12 protein-coding genes are annotated in these 16,117 nt (G+C 70.1%); 6 read left to right on the top strand and 6 right to left on the bottom strand.

Features of this window, described 5'->3' with window-relative positions:
• The first annotated feature begins 153 nt into the window (after nucleotides 1–153).
• The 4 genes from ACZ6BG_RS10790 to ACZ6BG_RS10775 all read left to right on the top strand — a co-directional run bounded on the left by ACZ6BG_RS10790 (nucleotide 154) and on the right by ACZ6BG_RS10775 (nucleotide 5,498).
• Complete coding sequence (locus ACZ6BG_RS10790) at nucleotides 154–915, top strand: isoprenyl transferase (RefSeq protein WP_468451732.1); 762 nt, start codon at nucleotides 154–156, stop codon at nucleotides 913–915.
• Between the two features lie 297 nt (nucleotides 916–1,212).
• The gene (locus ACZ6BG_RS10785; protein WP_468999571.1) at nucleotides 1,213–2,535 is read left to right on the top strand and encodes a PhoH family protein; all 1,323 of its coding nucleotides are present in this window, start codon (nucleotides 1,213–1,215) and stop codon (nucleotides 2,533–2,535) included.
• A gap of 451 nt (nucleotides 2,536–2,986) precedes the next feature.
• Nucleotides 2,987–3,724: an aggregation-promoting factor C-terminal-like domain-containing protein gene (locus ACZ6BG_RS10780; RefSeq protein WP_468999570.1), complete on the top strand. Its 738-nt coding sequence runs from the start codon at nucleotides 2,987–2,989 to the stop codon at nucleotides 3,722–3,724.
• A 178-nt stretch (nucleotides 3,725–3,902) separates the two neighbouring features.
• On the top strand, nucleotides 3,903–5,498 hold the full coding sequence (locus tag ACZ6BG_RS10775) for an AI-2E family transporter (protein ID WP_468999569.1): 1,596 nt from the start codon (nucleotides 3,903–3,905) through the stop codon (nucleotides 5,496–5,498).
• A gap of 141 nt (nucleotides 5,499–5,639) precedes the next feature.
• Here ACZ6BG_RS10775 and ACZ6BG_RS10770 read toward each other — a convergent pair whose 3' ends face one another.
• On the bottom strand, nucleotides 5,640–6,173 hold the full coding sequence (locus ACZ6BG_RS10770) for an alkyl hydroperoxide reductase (protein WP_468999568.1): 534 nt from the start codon (nucleotides 6,171–6,173) through the stop codon (nucleotides 5,640–5,642).
• A 2-nt stretch (nucleotides 6,174–6,175) separates the two neighbouring features.
• Nucleotides 6,176–6,730, bottom strand: a complete 555-nt coding sequence (locus tag ACZ6BG_RS10765) for a peroxiredoxin (protein ID WP_150512830.1) — start codon at nucleotides 6,728–6,730, stop codon at nucleotides 6,176–6,178.
• Between the two features lie 128 nt (nucleotides 6,731–6,858).
• On the opposite strand from ACZ6BG_RS10765, the gene ACZ6BG_RS10760 reads away from it, so the two are divergent.
• On the top strand, nucleotides 6,859–7,797 hold the full coding sequence (locus tag ACZ6BG_RS10760) for a LysR substrate-binding domain-containing protein (protein ID WP_468999567.1): 939 nt from the start codon (nucleotides 6,859–6,861) through the stop codon (nucleotides 7,795–7,797).
• 129 nt (nucleotides 7,798–7,926) lie between these two features.
• On the opposite strand, the gene ACZ6BG_RS10755 is transcribed toward ACZ6BG_RS10760, so the two are convergent.
• The 3 genes from ACZ6BG_RS10755 to ACZ6BG_RS10745 are packed head-to-tail and all read right to left on the bottom strand — an operon-like array spanning nucleotide 7,927 to nucleotide 11,563.
• Nucleotides 7,927–10,356 carry an ABC transporter permease gene (locus ACZ6BG_RS10755; protein WP_468999566.1) on the bottom strand — a complete coding sequence of 810 codons (2,430 nt, stop codon included), beginning with the start codon at nucleotides 10,354–10,356 and terminating at the stop codon, nucleotides 7,927–7,929.
• Nucleotides 10,353–11,039, bottom strand: a complete 687-nt coding sequence (locus ACZ6BG_RS10750; RefSeq protein ID WP_468999565.1) for an ABC transporter ATP-binding protein — start codon at nucleotides 11,037–11,039, stop codon at nucleotides 10,353–10,355. Before ACZ6BG_RS10750 ends, ACZ6BG_RS10755 begins: the two co-directional genes overlap by 4 nt.
• Nucleotides 11,036–11,563 carry a PadR family transcriptional regulator gene (locus ACZ6BG_RS10745; RefSeq protein WP_381483542.1) on the bottom strand — a complete coding sequence of 176 codons (528 nt, stop codon included), beginning with the start codon at nucleotides 11,561–11,563 and terminating at the stop codon, nucleotides 11,036–11,038. Before ACZ6BG_RS10745 ends, ACZ6BG_RS10750 begins: the two co-directional genes overlap by 4 nt.
• A 321-nt stretch (nucleotides 11,564–11,884) precedes the next feature.
• Here ACZ6BG_RS10745 and ACZ6BG_RS10740 point away from each other — a divergent pair, with 321 nt between their 5' ends.
• On the top strand, nucleotides 11,885–14,380 hold the full coding sequence (locus tag ACZ6BG_RS10740; protein ID WP_468999564.1) for a transglycosylase domain-containing protein: 2,496 nt from the start codon (nucleotides 11,885–11,887) through the stop codon (nucleotides 14,378–14,380).
• Nucleotides 14,381–14,465: 85 nt separating this feature from the next.
• Here the strand turns inward: ACZ6BG_RS10740 and ACZ6BG_RS10735 are convergent, their stop codons facing one another.
• Nucleotides 14,466–15,914 (bottom strand): catalase, encoded by a 1,449-nt coding sequence (locus ACZ6BG_RS10735; RefSeq protein WP_468999563.1) that lies wholly within the window; start codon nucleotides 15,912–15,914, stop codon nucleotides 14,466–14,468.
• Between the last annotated feature and the right edge of the window lie 203 nt (nucleotides 15,915–16,117).

Genomic DNA, 16,117 nt, shown 5'->3' with positions numbered 1-16,117 from the left:
TACTTCAGGGAACCGCGACGTGGCCCGTACGCGTGTACTCACAAGGCCCGTGCCGGAAACGGAAGGCGGGCCGCACCCCGGATCGGGAGGCGTCCGCGCAGCGGTACGCTTTCGCCTTCGGGGACTGCCGTCTGTATGGAGGGGCTGACAAAGGTGAAGCTGCGCGACCTGGTGTACGGACTCTACGCACGCCGGGTGGAAGGCCGCCTCGACCACGACCAGGTGCCCAAGCACATCGGCGTCATCCTCGACGGCAACCGCCGCTGGGCGAAGGCCTCCGGCGGCACCACCGCCCAGGGCCACCAGGCGGGCGCGTACAAGATCGAGGAGTTCCTCGGCTGGTGCGCCGAGACGGACGTCGAGGTCGTCACGCTGTGGATGCTCTCCACGGACAACTTCGACCGCCCCGAGGAGGAGCTGGGCCCGCTCCTCGGCATCATCGAGGACACCGTCCGCAGCCTCGTCGACGACGGCCGCTGGCGCGTCCACCACGTCGGCGCCCTCGACCTGCTCCCGGCCCGCACCCAGGGCGTGCTGAAGGAGGCGGAGCAGGCCACCCACACCCGAAGCGGAATACTCGTCAACGTCGCCGTGGGCTACGGCGGCCGCCAGGAGATCGCCGACGCCGTCCGCTCCCTGCTGCTCGACCACGCCGAGCGCGGCACCTCCATCGAGGACATCGCCGAGAGCGTCGACGTCGAACAGATCTCCAAGCACCTCTACACGAGCGGCCAGCCCGACCCCGATCTGGTGATCCGGACGAGTGGAGAACAGCGTCTGTCGGGCTTCATGCTCTGGCAGTCCGCTCACTCCGAGTACTACTTCTGCGAAGTCTTCTGGCCGGCGTTCCGGAAGGTCGACTTCCTGCGTGCGCTGCGCGATTACGCCGCGCGCCACCGCCGTTACGGCGGATGACGCAAGCACCCCGATGAGGTCTCGGTAACCAGGAGTTAACCAACGCGCCGTCATATGCCATGGCATGGCTGCGCTTGTTCGAGGGAATACCACTTGCAGGTCGGCGTCCGATTCACGGACGCCGGATCTCAGCGGACGGCACGGGGCCGTCCGCCCGGGAGGCCCTTTGCACCAGGACGACCGCGCGCCGAGCGCGGACGACAGGGAGGGCCGGTGCTCGGCCCGCGCAGGGCGGCCAGTCACCGGCCCAGTTCCCTCCGTCGCTCCCCGACCTCATCCGAGGGGGTACGTCCTTCCGTGGTGACCAGCACAAAGCGCCAGCAAGGCCGGCGCACCTATGTTCTTGACACCAGCGTTCTGCTCGCCGACCCGAACGCCCTGTCCCGCTTCGACGAGCACGAAGTCGTGCTGCCGATCGTCGTCGTGACGGAGCTGGAGGCCAAGCGGCACCATCCCGAGCTCGGCTACTTCGCCCGGCAGGCGCTGCGCCTGCTCGACGACTGCCGGATCCGCTTCGGGCGCCTGGACGCGCCGATCCCGATCGGCGACCTGGGCGGCACGCTGCGCGTCGAGCTCAACCACTCCGACCCCGGCGTGCTCCCGGCGGGCTACCGCCTGGGCGACAACGACTCACGGATCCTCGCGGTGGCACGCAACCTCCAGGCGGAGGGGTACGAGGTCACGGTCGTCTCCAAGGACCTGCCGCTCAGAATCAAGGCATCGTCCGTAGGTCTCCTCGCCGAGGAGTACCGCGCGGAGCTCGCCATCACGGACGCCTCCGGCTGGACCGGAATGTCCGAACTGACCCTCTCGGGGGAGCAGGTCGACCTTCTCTTCGAGACGGAGAGCCTGTACGTCCCCGAGGCCGCCGACCTGCCCGTGCACACGGGCCTGACCATCCAGTCCGAGCGGGGCAAGGCCCTCGGCCGGGTCTCGCCCGAGGGCAACGTCCGTCTCGTACGCGGCGACCGGGAGGCCTTCGGCATCAAGGGCCGCAGCGCGGAGCAGCGCATCGCGCTCGACCTCCTCCTCGATCCGGACATCGGCATCATGTCGATGGGCGGACGCGCGGGCACCGGCAAGTCGGCGCTCGCCCTCTGCGCGGGCCTGGAGGCCGTCCTGGAGCGCCGCCAGCACCAGAAGGTGATGGTGTTCCGGCCGCTGTACGCGGTGGGCGGGCAGGAGCTCGGCTATCTGCCGGGCACCGAGGCCGAGAAGATGGGGCCCTGGGCACAGGCCGTCTTCGACACCCTCGGGTCCGTCGCGGGCAAGGAGGTCATCGAGGAGGTCTCGGCGCGCGGCATGCTGGAGGTGCTGCCGCTGACCCACATCCGGGGCCGCTCGCTGCACGACGCCTTCGTCATCGTGGACGAGGCCCAATCCCTGGAGCGGAACGTCCTCTTGACCGTTCTGTCCAGGATCGGGGCGAATTCACGTGTCGTACTGACCCATGACGTCGCCCAGCGCGACAACCTCCGGGTCGGCCGGTACGACGGAGTCGTGGCCGTCATCGAGAAACTGAAGGGGCATCCGCTCTTCGCGCATGTCACCCTCACCCGGTCCGAGAGGTCGCAGATCGCGGCACTTGTGACCGAAATGCTGGAGGATGTTCAGATCTGACACCGCCTGGTACCAGCGGACCGAGAGGTCCGATGGATCTGGGGCATCTGTCCAAGTTCGGTTCCCCTACGGGGTAGTTGGCGCCGCCCGGCGAAGCGAGTGAGCCTAGCCGGGCGGCGTCTTGATGTGCGGGGGTTTCCGCAAAACTCCTGGGGCAAACGGGGTGTGAGCTTTCCCACGCAACGCGGAATTGCCTCCCGGTATCCCGCTACGGCAGAGTCTGGGTCCTGTCAGGCCCCGCATACGGCACTCCTGTACCCCCAGCGGTACGGAACAACAGAACTTCATAGTGGTAGCCGTATGCCGCCCGAGCATCAAGCGGCGCTCCTGTCCCAGGAGTTGTCCACCGGGCCCGCGCCTCCCGTGACCGATGTACCCAGCGGAGGCCAGCGTCAGGGGCACGATTGCGTCCGCGGGGTCACCTATGCGGGCGATGCTGGAAGGAAACCGTGTGAGCCGGATCTCGGTCCGGGGATTCGCGGTGGCTTCGGCCACTGCGGTCACCACCGTCGGCGCCGTCGTGGGAGTCGCCTCGGGCGACACCCAGTCCTCGAAGTCCAACGACCTCGAGACGACGGCAAGCGACGCGACTCTCCTCGCAGACATACCCGCGGGTCAGCACGCCCAGGTGCAGACCACCTCCGTGGCGCAGCAGGCCGACGCCCAGGCGATGGCCGCCGACACGGCCGCGAAGAAGTCCGCCGCCGAGGCCGCGCGCAAGCAGGCCGCCAAGGACGCCGTGGCCAAGCAGCAGGCGGCCGAGAAGGCGGAGAAGGCCGAGAAGGAAGCCGCCGCGAAGAAGGCCGCGGAGAAGAAGGAGCGTGAGAAGGCCGCCGAGTCCAAGGCGAGCCGCTCCTCCGGACGCGACGCCTCCAGCTTCGCGCCGCAGAGCTCCTACTCCGTCGCGCAGGTCCAGGCGATGGCCCGGCAGATGGTCCCGGCCGGTCAGTTCCAGTGCTTCAGCAACATCGTGAACCACGAGTCGACCTGGAACTACAAGGCCACCAACGCCTCCTCCGGCGCGTACGGCCTGGTCCAGGCACTCCCCGGTTCCAAGATGGCCTCCGCGGGAGCCGACTGGCGCACCAACCCGGCCACCCAGATCAAGTGGGGCCTCAACTACATGAACGACCGCTACGGCAGCCCGTGCGGTGCCTGGGACTTCTGGCAGAACAACAACTGGTACTGAGGTGCGCGACCGGCGCTGACCAGCAGTGGACAGCGCCGAGATCGCTCTCAACCTTCAGGGACCCCTCACCGTCCTACGGTGAGGGGTCCCGTCCGTGTACGGTCGGTCCGGCAGTCCCCCGAGAAGAACCCGGGGGACTTGGTACGTGGTGGGGCAAGACGGGGGTAGAGGACGGATCATGGCGCGAGTTCCAGGGTGGCGCGGCCGCGTGGGCGGCGCGCTGACCAGGATGGGAGAACGCCTGGGCGGCTCCAAGGAGCAGTCGGCGGTGGGCGCGGGCGCGGCGGCGGATGAGTCCGGCGCCGGGGCGCGGGACGTACCGGCCGACGCGACGCCGGTCGGCGTGGCCGCGTCCGCCGCGGGTGCCGACTCCGCCTCCGGCGCGGGTGCCGCCGCCGTGCGTGCCTCCGGCAGCGCCCCGGCCAACGGTGTCACCGCCGACGGCGCCGGCGCCCACGGGAAGCTGTCGCTGCGCAAGCGGTACGCGGACCGGGTGCGGGCCGCCGCTGCCGCCGAGGACGAGCTGGACCGCCTCGACGACCTGTCGGACGACGACACGTCGGGGGAGACCGGTGCGGGTGGCTCCGGCACCGCCGACCAGGTCCCCGCGCCGCCCGCCTACGCGCCCGACATAGGGGCACGGCCCGACCCCGTCGCCGCCGTGCCCTGGGGCGTGCGGGTCGCCGCCGAGGCCGGCTGGCGGCTGCTCGTCCTCGCCGGGACCGTCTGGGTCCTGATGAAGGTCATCAGCGCCGTCCAGCTCGTCGTGTTCGCGTTCGTCGCCGCGCTGCTCATCACCGCGCTGCTCCAGCCCACGGTGGCCCGCCTCAAGCGGCTCGGGCTGCCGCGGGGGCTCGCCACCGTGTGCACCGCCGTGCTCGGCTTCGTGGTCATGGGGCTCGTCGGCTGGTTCGTGGTCTGGCAGGTCATGGAGAACGTGGACACGCTCTCCAGTCAAGTCCAGGACGGCATCGAGGACTTGCGGAAGTGGCTGCTCAACAGCCCCTTCCACGTCACCGAGGACCAGATCAACGACATCGCCAAGTCCCTGCGCGAGGCGGTCGGTGCCAACTCCGAGGAGATCACCTCCGCCGGGCTCGAGGGCGTCACCGTCATCGTGGAGGCGATGACCGGGATCCTCCTCGCGATGTTCTCCACGCTCTTCCTGCTGTACGACGGGCCGCGCATCTGGAAGTGGTTCCTGAAGCTGGTGCCCGCCGCGGCCCGGCCGGGGGTCGCGGGGGCGGGGCCGCGGGCGTGGCGGACGCTCACCGCGTATGTGCGGGGCACGGTGATAGTGGCTCTCATCGACGCCGTGTTCATCGGCGTCGGCATCTACTTCCTCGGCGTGCCCATGGCCGTGCCGCTCGCCGTCTTCATCTTCCTGTTCGCGTTCATCCCGCTCGTGGGCGCCGTGGTGTCCGGGGCGCTCGCCGTGGTCGTCGCGCTCGTCACGCAGGGCGTGTTCACGGCGGTGATGGCGCTGATCGTGGTGCTCGCCGTGCAGCAGATCGAGGGCCACATTCTGCAGCCGTTCATCCTGGGGCGGGCTGTGGCCGTGCATCCCCTGGCCGTGGTGCTCTCCGTGGCCGCCGGGGGGATGGTCGCCGGGATCGGCGGGGCGGTGGTGGCGGTGCCGCTGGTCGCGGTGACGAATACGGTCGTCGGCTATCTCCGCGCGTACGCTCGCGAGGCCGCGCTCAAACAGGCCCCCCAGCCCCGCGGTGCCACAGCCTCCGAACTGGCCCCCACCCCCACGAAGCCGGACGCCTGAACGGCCGGGCCGGGGGCCCTGCGCGGGGCCGGGTGTCCCGTGCGGGTGGGACGGGCCTCCGCCGATCGGGGTGGGGTACGCGTAGGGCCCCGCTCGATGTGAGCGGGGCCCTACGCGTGCGTAGCAGGAGCCGGCGGCGGGTCAGCCGGCCAGGTGCTCCTCGGAGTCCAGGGTGACGCCGACCGCCTGGAGGACGGCGGCGATCTTGACTGCTTCCTGGATGGTCTCGCGGTCGACGCCGGCCTTGCGGAGCACCTGCTCGTGCGAGTCGAGGCACTGCCCACAGCCGTTGATCGCGGACACCGCGAGGGACCAGAGCTCGAAGTCGACCTTCTCCACACCCGGGTTGCCGATGACGTTCATCCGCAGACCGGCCCGCAGCGTGCCGTACTCCGGGTCGGAGAGCAGGTGCCGCGTGCGGTAGAAGACGTTGTTCATCGCCATGACGGCGGCAGCCGACTTGGCAGCGGTGTACGCCTCGGGGGAGAGGTTCGCCTTCGCCTCGGGCTCGAGCTCGCGCAGCACCTTCGGGGAGCGGGAGGCGATCGCGCAGGCGAGCACCGTGCCCCACAGCTGCTGCTGCGGCAGATCCGAGTTGCCGATGACCGAGCCGAGGTTCAGCTTCAGGTCCTTGGCGTAGTCCGGGACGGCGGACTTGAGCTCATCGAGGGCCATGCTCACTCACCGGCCAGGAGCGCGACCGCGTCCAGGGTGTCCTCGCCCTTGCTCCAGTTGCACGGGCAGAGCTCGTCCGTCTGGAGGGCGTCGAGGACCCGCAGGACCTCCTTGGGGTTACGGCCGACGGAACCGGCGGTCACCATCGTGAACTGGATCTCGTTGTTCTGGTCCACGATGAAGACGGCGCGCTGCGCGAAGCCGTCCTCGCCCTCGATGCCGAGGTCACGCATGAGCTCGTGCTTGGAGTCCGCCAGCATCGGGAAGGGCAGGTCGGTCAGGTCCGGGTGGTCCTTGCGCCAGGCGTGGTGCACGAACTCGGAGTCGCCGGAGAAGCCGAGGACCTGGGCGTCACGGTCGGCGAACTCGTCGTTCAGCTTGCCGAAGGCGGCGATCTCGGTCGGGCACACGAAGGTGAAGTCCTTGGGCCACGCGAAGACGATCTTCCACTTGCCTTCGTAGGTCTTGTGGTTGATCTGCTCGAACTCCTTGCCCTTCTCCAGCGAGACACAGGCAGTCAGGTCGAACTCGGGGAACTTGTCACCGACAGTGAGCACGCGCTCTCCTTGCAGCGTAGGGGCCCGGTAAGGGGCTCCAGGGGGTTGGACTGCTGTCGATCGTGGCACAGAGTGCATTGATTAGGGAAATAGCTACACTCGGTCGTGTTGATCGGAGGTAGTTATCAGTGCGAGCCATAAATAGGGGCAAGCAACCCAGCCTGGCGCAGCTGCGCGCGTTCGCGGCCGTGGCCGAGCATCTGCACTTCAGGGACGCGGCGGCAGCAATCGGGATGAGTCAGCCCGCGCTGTCCGGAGCGGTGTCCGCCTTGGAGGAGGCACTGGGTGTCCAGCTCCTGGAGCGCACCACCCGCAAGGTGCTGCTGTCCCCGGCGGGGGAGCGGCTCGCGGTGCGCGCCAAGGCGGTCCTCGACGAGGTCGAGGCGCTGATGGAGGAGGCGGACGCGGTGAAGGCGCCGTTCACCGGCGCGCTGCGGCTCGGTGTGATCCCGACGGTGGCGCCGTATCTGCTGCCGACGGTGCTCGCCCTCGTCCACGAGAAGTACCCGGACCTGGACCTCCAGGTGCACGAGGAGCAGACGTCCTCGCTGCTGGAGGGCCTCGCGGCGGGCCGCCTCGACCTGCTCCTGCTCGCCGTACCCCTCGGCGTACCCGGCATCACCGAACTCCCCCTCTTCGACGAGGACTTCGTCCTGGTCACGCCGCTGGACCACTGGCTGGGCGGCCGCGAGGGCATTCCGCGCGAGGCGCTGCGCGAGCTGAACCTGCTGCTGCTCGACGAGGGCCACTGCCTGCGGGACCAGGCCCTGGACATCTGCCGCGAGGCGGGCCGTGGCGACGCCCCCGTCACCACCACCGCCGCCGGGCTCTCCACGCTCGTCCAACTCGTCGCGGGCGGCCTCGGCGTGACCCTGCTGCCGCGCACGGCGGTCCGCGTGGAGACGAGCCGCAGCAGCCAACTCCTGACGGGGTACTTCGCCGACCCGGCCCCGACGCGAAGGGTGGCCCTCGCGATGCGCACGGGCGCGGCGCGGGCGGCGGAGTACGAGGAACTGGCGGACGCCTTGAGGGAGGCGCTGCGGCCGCTGCCGGTACGGGTGTTGTGAGAGTGCCCCCGGGGGGCGCGCTTCATGGGCGGGCCAGCAGCCGGGGGCACTCCGGGGACAAGCTTCACGGGCGGGCGGGTGGGAGCGGCCGCCGCGCAGCGGCGGCGAAGGGCTGCCGCGCCGTGGACATCACTCCGTACGGAGCCCATCCGGCCGCATCATCCGCCACAGCGCCGGCAGGCTCAGCAGCGTCACCACCGCGACCAGCGCGGCACCCGCCGCGCACAGCGGCAGGAACACCAGCCAGTCGGTGACGGACTTGTCCACCATCCGGCACATCACGGTCCCGAGGGCCAGGCCGCCGGTGATGGCGAGGCCGAGGCCGAGCACCACCGGGATGGCCGTCTGCCACAGCACCGACCAGGCCATCGACGAGCGCCGGGTGCCGAAGGCGGTCAGGGCCGCCAGGAGCCGCTTGCGCTCGCGCAGTTGCTCAAGGGTGGAGACGAGCATGGACGCGGCGATCAGCAGCATGGTGGCGATCGCGCCCGCCTGCAGCCCCTTCTGCACCGAGGCGTACTGCTTGTCGCGCTCGATCATGCGGATCGTGTACACGCGGATCAGCGGATCGATCTGCGTGGCCGCGTTGCGCACGTACTCCTCGGCGTCCGTGACCTTCGGGTCGATCTGCACCAGGGCCTGGGTGCTCGCGTCCGACAGCTTCGCCACGTCGATCGCGCCGGGCGTCACGAAGACGCCGTTGTAGCGGTCGCCCACCGGGTCGGGGCGCGAGGTGACCGTGCGGGTCGACTTCGGCAGCGTCCACGGGGCGTGCTTCCCGCGTGCCTCGCTCGCGTAGTCGCCCCAGCTCTCGCTGTTGAGGTCCAGCTTCTTGCCGGGCCGTGCAGTCTGGTCCACCCACTGGTCGAGTTCGCGGTCCCCGGTGTGCACGACGAAGGTGTCGCCGTCCTTGCAGGAGCTGACCCGCGCCAGCTCGCGCAGGGTCGCGCAGGTACCGACGGACAGCTCCGTGGTGGGCCGCATGTCGTCGGCGTTCTTCAGCTCGCCCGGCTTGACCACGTACGACGAGACCCGGCCGATGACGCCCTTGACGCCCTTCGCGGCGCGGAAGTCGTCGATCATCCGCTGGGCGAGCGGACCGCTGGCCTCCGGCGAGCTGACGTTGAGCTGGGCGCGCCGGGGGTCCTGGTCGGTGGTGGTGTTGAAGTCGTCGTGCATGGACGCGAAGAGCATCTGCAGGGCGACCGCGCCCGCCACCGCGACCGTGATGCCGCTGACCGCGCGGGCCGCCGTGCCGCTGCTCAACTGCAGCCGCCGGGTGGCGAGCTGCCAGGGCACGGGCCCGCCGCGCAGCCGGGCCACGGCCGCCTCGACCAGCCAGGGCATCAGCGTCGCGAGGCCCACCAGGACGAGGGTGGCGCCCAGGGCGATGGAGTACACCTGCACGTCCTCGCCGGCGCTGCGGGTCACCTGGTCCTGGTTGAGCAGGATCACCAGTCCGGCGACGGGCAGCAGCAGCCGCCACCACAGCCGCCGCTTGCGTGCCGTCGCGCTGCGCACGACACCGAGGGGCTCGATGGCGACGGCGCGCAGCGAGACCAGCGTGACGAGCACGGACGAGACCGGCACGGCCACCGCGATCAGCGCGGCGAGCCCGGGCAGCGGCACCATGTCGGAGGGGAACGCGCTGACCTTCCAGATGTCGACGACGCCCACCAACTGCCGTACGCCCAGGAAGAACACGGCACCGAGCGCGAGACCGAGCAGCGCGCCGAAGAGCGCCTCGCCCGCCGCGATCCGGCGCACCGCCCGCCGGTCCGCGCCGACCAGCCGCAGCGCCGCGAGGCGCTGATCGCGCCGCTCGCCGCCGAAGCGCACCGCGGTGCCGATGAAGATGAGCACCGGGGTGAGGAGGACGACGCAGATCAGGACGACGAGCACGACCAGGAGCGGGTCGAGCGGCTCGGCCGGGTTCTTGTAGCCGAACTCCTTGACCCGGTGGGCGCCCTGCGCCTTGGTGAGGGTGTCGGAACCCGTGTAGTAGTAGAGCTCCTTGGGGCTCATCAGGCCCGCGTCACCGATGGTGCCCGTGACGCGATAGCCCTTGAAGCGCTCCTTGAGGAGCTTGCCCTCGGAGCTGTTCATCAGGTCGCGCAGGGCGGGCGAGACCAGCATCTCGCCGCCCTTCGGCAGCTCGCTCACGCCGGGCGGGAGCACCGGGTCGCGGCCGTCGGCGCGCACCGAGCGGCCGCCGATCTCCGAGTCGCGGAAGTCGGTGCCCGCGTCGACGATCAGGATCGTCGACTCGGTGCGTTCGATCGTCTTGGCGGCCATGGTGTCGGCGGGCTGGCGTGCCGTCGCGCGGGCGTCGCGGTTGGCGAGCAGGTCCGGCACGGAGGCGGCGCCGAGCAGCAGCGCGACGCCCAGGCCCACGCCGACGGCGGTGAGCGTGGTGCGCACCCAGCCCTCCCGGCCGCCGCCGACCGCGAAGCGGATGCCCATGACGAGGTCGCGGAGCCAGGCGCGGGCGCCGGTGGGTCCGGTGGGCCGGTCCGTGGCGACGGGCGGCGCCACCGGCTTCGTACGGGTCGTGCTCATACCAGGCGCTCCATGTCCCGGGACTTGCCGTCGCGCACGACGACCTCGCGGTCGGAGTAGGCGGCGACCCGGGTCTCGTGGGTGACGAGGACGACGGCCGCGTTGGTGGAGCGGGCGGCGTCGGTGAGCAGTTCCATCACGCGCTCGCCGTTGAGGGAGTCGAGGGCGCCGGTGGGCTCGTCCGCGAACAGCACGCGCGGGTTGGTGACGAGGGAGCGGGCCACGGCGACGCGCTGGCCCTGGCCGCCGGATGCCTGGCCGGGACGCTTGTCGCGTACGTCGTCGACCTCCAGGCGCTCCATCCAGGACAGGGCGGTCCGCTCGGCGTCGCGGCGCTTGGCGCCGTTGAGCCTGAGCGGCAGCGCCACGTTCTCCAGGCACGTCAGCTCCGGGACGAGCTGTCCGAACTGGAACACGAACCCGAACTCGCTGCGGCGCAGCGCGCTGAGCGCGGTGTCGCTCATGCCGGCCAGGCTCTGGCCGTTGTACGTGATCTCGCCCGCGTCCGGCCGCACGATCCCCGCGAGGCAGTGCAGCAGCGTGGACTTGCCGGAGCCGGAGGGGCCCATCACGGCGACGATCTCGCCGGGGTGGATGGAGAATTCGGCGCCGTCGAGGGCGGTCGTCGGACCGTACGTCTTGCGCAGTCCGTCGGCGGTCAGCAGGGAACCCGCGGGAGTCATCCGGGGAGCACCTCCTTGGCGAGCTTGCCCAGTCGGGCGGAGGTGAGCTCCAGCCAGCGCAGGTCGGCTTCGAGATGGAACAGGGCGTGGTCGCAGATGAGCTGATCGGCGAGATCGCCCTTCCGCTTGCGGTCGGTGAGGATCCGCATCAGGCGCAGATGCTCCGCGCGCTGGGTGTCGAGGATGTCGGCGGCGTCGCGGTGGGTGAGCAGCGCGAGGACGACCTTGGTGTACAGCGTCGACTGGAGGTACGGCTCGGGCTTCTCCGGTGTCGCGAGCCACCGCTGGACATCGGTGATGCCCGCCTCGGTGATGGCGTACCGCTTCCGCTCGGGACCGCCGCCTGCCTCCACCCCGTCGACCTCGACGAGGCCGTTCTTCAGGAGCCGGGACATGGTCGAGTAGACCTGGCCGTAGTGCAGCGGCTTGTCGTGCCCGAACTTCTCGTCGAAGGCGCGCTTGAGGTCGTAGCCGTGGCGGGGCCCTGATTCGAGGAGCCCGAGGAGGGTGTGACCGATGGACATGCGGAGCACTATACACAGCACGTATACGTGGTGTGTATACGCGCAGTGTCTAGGTCGGTGAGCGGCTGTGCGTTCGGTTCGCGGGCAACCGTCGGTGGTCCTGGTGAGTCGATTTGGGTGGGACAGCACTGGTTCCCCTGTGCCGGGTGCTGATTGTCACGTCCGGAAAAGGCCGGATCGTGGGGCGTTTGTCCACTGGCGCGGTGTTAGCTTCATGAGCTGACCTGAGGTGCCGGTGCACTCAGCGGCAGGAACCCGAGCACGACGCAGACACGCAGTACGCGGTACGAAGACGACGAGACGAAGCGGAGCGCCACAGTCATGGGCCGAGCGGAAGAGCGAAAAGCGCGGCAGCGCGGTGCGCGCCGAGCAGCGCGCCCCCGCCCGTCCGGCGGCGCCCCCGCCACCGGCAGTCCCTCCGTGGCCGGACCCGCCGCGAACGGGCCGGCCGGCGGCGACCCCGTCGGCGAGGACGCCTCCCGCGAGGGCATATCCGGCCCGGGCGAGTCCGGCGAGGGCGAGGGCGGCGGCCGCCGCGCCGCCCGCCGCGCCCGCCCGGCCAAGCCCAAGAAGACCGGCATCCGCCGCTTCTTCACCTGGAAGAAGCTCCTCGGCGCGTTCTTCTCCTTCGTCCTGCTGCTGATGCTCGGCTTCGTCGTGCTGTACCTGGTCGTGGACATCCCCAAGGGCAACGCCGCCGCGCGGCTGCAGAGCAACGTCTACAAGTACAGCGACGGCTCGCTCCTCGCCCGTGACGGCGACGGCGACGTGAACCGCGAGATCATCGACCTGGACAAGATCCCCAAGCCCGTCCAGCGCACCTTCGTCGCCGCCGAGAACAAGTCCTTCTACAAGGACTCGGGCGTCGACCTGAAGGGCACCGCCCGCGGTGTGCTCAACACGCTGTCCGGCAAGGGGAAGCAGGGCGGCTCGACGATCACCCAGCAGTACGTGAAGAACTACTACCTCACGCAGGACCAGACCGTCTCGCGCAAGCTCAAGGAACTGGTCATCTCGCTGAAGGTGGACCGCGAGAAGAGCAAGGACGACATCCTCGCGGGCTATCTCAACACCGTGTACTACGGTCGCGGCGCCTACGGCATCCAGGCCGCCGCCCAGGCCTACTACGGCGTCGACGCCGAGAAGCTGAACGTCGCGCAGGGCGCCTACCTCGCCGCGCTCCTGCAGGCCCCCAGCTCCTACGACTGGGCGACGGCCACGCCCACCGGCAAGAAGCTGGTCAGGGAGCGCTGGGACTACGTACTGAACAACATGGTCGAGCAGGGCTGGCTCGACTCCACCGAGCGCGACCGCCTGACGTTCCCCAAGCCGCACGAACCGAAGCCCGACCCCGAGATGAAGGGGCAGACCGGCTATCTGGTCCGGGCCGCGAACGAGGCCATCGAGGCGCAGCTCGTCAAGGAGGGCTACACCAAGTCCGAGGCGGAGGCGCAGCTCAAGGCGGGCGGCTACACCATCACGCTCAACATCGACCCCAAGAAGCAGCGCCAGCTGGAGAAGGCGGTCGACAACAAGCTCAACGACCATCTGGAGCCGGGCAAGAGCAAGGCCGACGCGCGCGTGCAGGCCGGTGCCGTGTCCGTCGACCCGAAGACCGGCGGGATCGTCGCGATGTACGGCGGCCGGGACTATCTGAAGCACTTCACGAACAACGCCACCCGCGCCGACTACCAGCCCGCCTCCACCTTCAAGCCGCTGATCCTCGCCGCCGCCCTGGAGCAGGGCGCCAAGACGCAGGACGGCAAGCCGATCACGGCGGACACCATCTACAGCGGCCGCAGCAAGCGCCCCGTCAAGGGCAGCGACATCGGCTTCGCGCCGCCCAACGAGGACGGCCGCTCCTACGGCCCCGTGACCGTCCAGACGGCGATGAACAAGTCCGTCAACTCCGTGTTCGCGCAGATGGGCGTGGACGTCGACATGGACAAGGTCCTTCAGACCGCGGGCAAGCTCGGCATGGACGTCAAGGGCCTGCCCGCCGTGCCCGCGCAGACCCTCGGCTCGATGGGCGCGAGCCCGCTGGAGATGGCGGGCGTGTACGCGACGCTCGACAACCACGGCAAGAAGGTCACGCCGCAGCTCGTGAAGTCGGTCGAGCACAAGGACCGCTCCGTCGACCTGCCGGACGCGATCGGCGACGAGGTCATCAGCCGCGGCGCCGCGGACTCCGTCACGTCCGTCCTGACCGGCGTGGTCGACGACGGCACGGCGCGGGCCTCGGTGCGCGACGCGAGCAACCGCAAGGGCCAGTCGGTCGCGGGCAAGACCGGTACGTCCGACGACAACAAGTCGGCCTGGTTCGTGGGCTACACCCCGAAGCTGGTCACGTCCGTCGGCCTGTTCGGCGAGCAGCCCGAGGACGACGGCAAGTTCAAGCGCGGCGATCAGGTGTCCATGCGGGGCGCGGGCGGCAAGCCCCGCGTCGACGGCGGCAGCTTCCCCGCCGAGGTCTGGGCGGCGTACACGTTCAACGCGACGGGCTCGCGCACCAAGTTCAACCTGAAGACGGACATGGGCTCCGGCGTCGAAGCGCCGCCCGAGCCGACGACGCAGGCCCCGCGCACCCCGACGGCGCCGCCCACCGAGACGGACGACGAGGACAAGGACAAGCCGACGACCCAGCCGCCGTCGACGAAGCCTCCGTCGACCAAGCCGCCGACGACCCCGTCGACGAAGCCGCCCACGACCCCGACGACGCCGACGAACCCGCCGACGACTCCGACGACGCCACCACCGACGTGGGGCATCCCGGACGACCCGGACGACAGGGCGGACCGCTCGGACCGGGCCGACTGACCGCGCGGAGCGCCCGGGCCGGGGTGACGGCCCGGGCGGTACCGGGGTGACCGGCAGGACGTACCGGGGTGACCCGGACGGGCGGCTACGCCCCGCCGCCGTTGACCTTCGCCGCGACCCTGTCGCCCAGCTCCTTGTCCACGTTGCGCCAGTACGCGAGCGCCCGGTCGAGGACGGGCCGGGAGACGCCGTCGAGGAGGTGGCCGCTGATGTTCGACACGAGCCGTTCGCGCTGCGCGTCGTCGAGCACCTGCCGCACCTGCGTGCCCGCCTGACCGAAGTCGTCGTCCTCGCGGTGCCGCTTGTACGCCTCGCGCACCATCTCGCCCGCCGTCCGCCAGCCCGCGGGGTCCACGGACTCCTGGACGGGGGCGGCCGGGCCGCCGTAGGAGTTGGGCGCGTACGGCCGGGCCACGTCGGCCGCCTCGTAACGCATCGGCCCGTCCTTCGCGTACGAGGCGACGGCCGTGCGCGGGCGGTTCGGCGGCAACTGGGCGTAGTTGGGGCCGATGCGGTAGCGGTGCGTGTCGGGGTACGAGAACAGCCGTCCGAGCAGCATCTTGTCCGGGGACGGGCCGATGCCGGGCACCATGCTGGAGGGCTCGAACGCGGCCTGCTCGATGTGGATGTGGAAGTCCTCGGGGTTCTTGTCGAGGCGCATCCGGCCGACCTCGATCAGCGGGTAGTCGCCGTGCGGCCACACCTTCGTCAGGTCGAACGGGTTGAAGCGGTAGTCCGGGGCGTCCTCGAACGGCATGATCTGGACCTTGAGCGTCCAGCTCGGGTGCTCGCCCCGCGCGATCGACTCGAACAGGTCCCGCCGGTGGGCGTCGCCGTCCGTCCCGGCGAGCTCGTCGGCCTCGGCCTGGGTGAGGAAGTCGATGCCCTGGTCGGTCTTGAAGTGGTACTTCACCCAGAACTTCTCGCCGCCGCCGTTGATCCACATATACGTGTGCGAGGAGTAGCCGTTCATGTGGCGGTACGTCTTCGGGATGCCGCGGTCGCCCATCAGCCACGTCACCATGTGCGCGGACTCGGGGGACAGCGTCCAGAAGTCCCACTGCATGTCGTGGTCGCGCAGACCGCTGGCGGGGGTGCGCTTCTGGGAGCGGATGAAGTCCTGGAACTTGATCGGGTCCCGGACGAAGAAGATCGGCGTGTTGTTGCCCACCAGGTCGTAATTGCCGTGCTGGGTGTAGAACTTCAGCGCGAAGCCGCGGGGGTCGCGCCAGGTGTCGGGCGAACCCTGCTCACCCGCGACGGTCGAGAAGCGCGCCAGCATCTCGGTGCGCCTGCCGGGCTGGAAGAGGTCGGCCTTGGTGAACTGGCTGACGTCGTTGGTGACCTCGAAGGTCCCGTACGCCCCTGATCCCTTGGCGTGCACCACCCGTTCGGGGACCCGTTCCCGGTTGAACTGGGCCATCTTCTCGATGAGGTAGTGGTCCTGGAGCAGGATCGGTCCTTCGGACCCGACGGTCAGCGAGTGTTCGTCGCTCTCCACCGGGATCCCGGCGTTGTTCGTCGTGTACGTCATGAGCGTCCTCCCATCGCACGAGGCTCGGGCACACAGGCCAGTGAACTCCGCCGACTGGGTGTCGGCAACATTTGGACGGGGTCCAATTCCGGTTCAATTCCGGCGCAGGCCGACCGAGGACGTCCGGGAGCCCGGGGCCGATCAGGGGCCGACCAGGACCCCGGCCCACGACCGCGCCCCGGCCGACCCCGGCCGGCCGCTCT

This window comes from Streptomyces sp. NPDC041205 (genome assembly GCF_055591765.1).
This window is presented reverse-complemented; position numbering and strand designations above follow the sequence as displayed.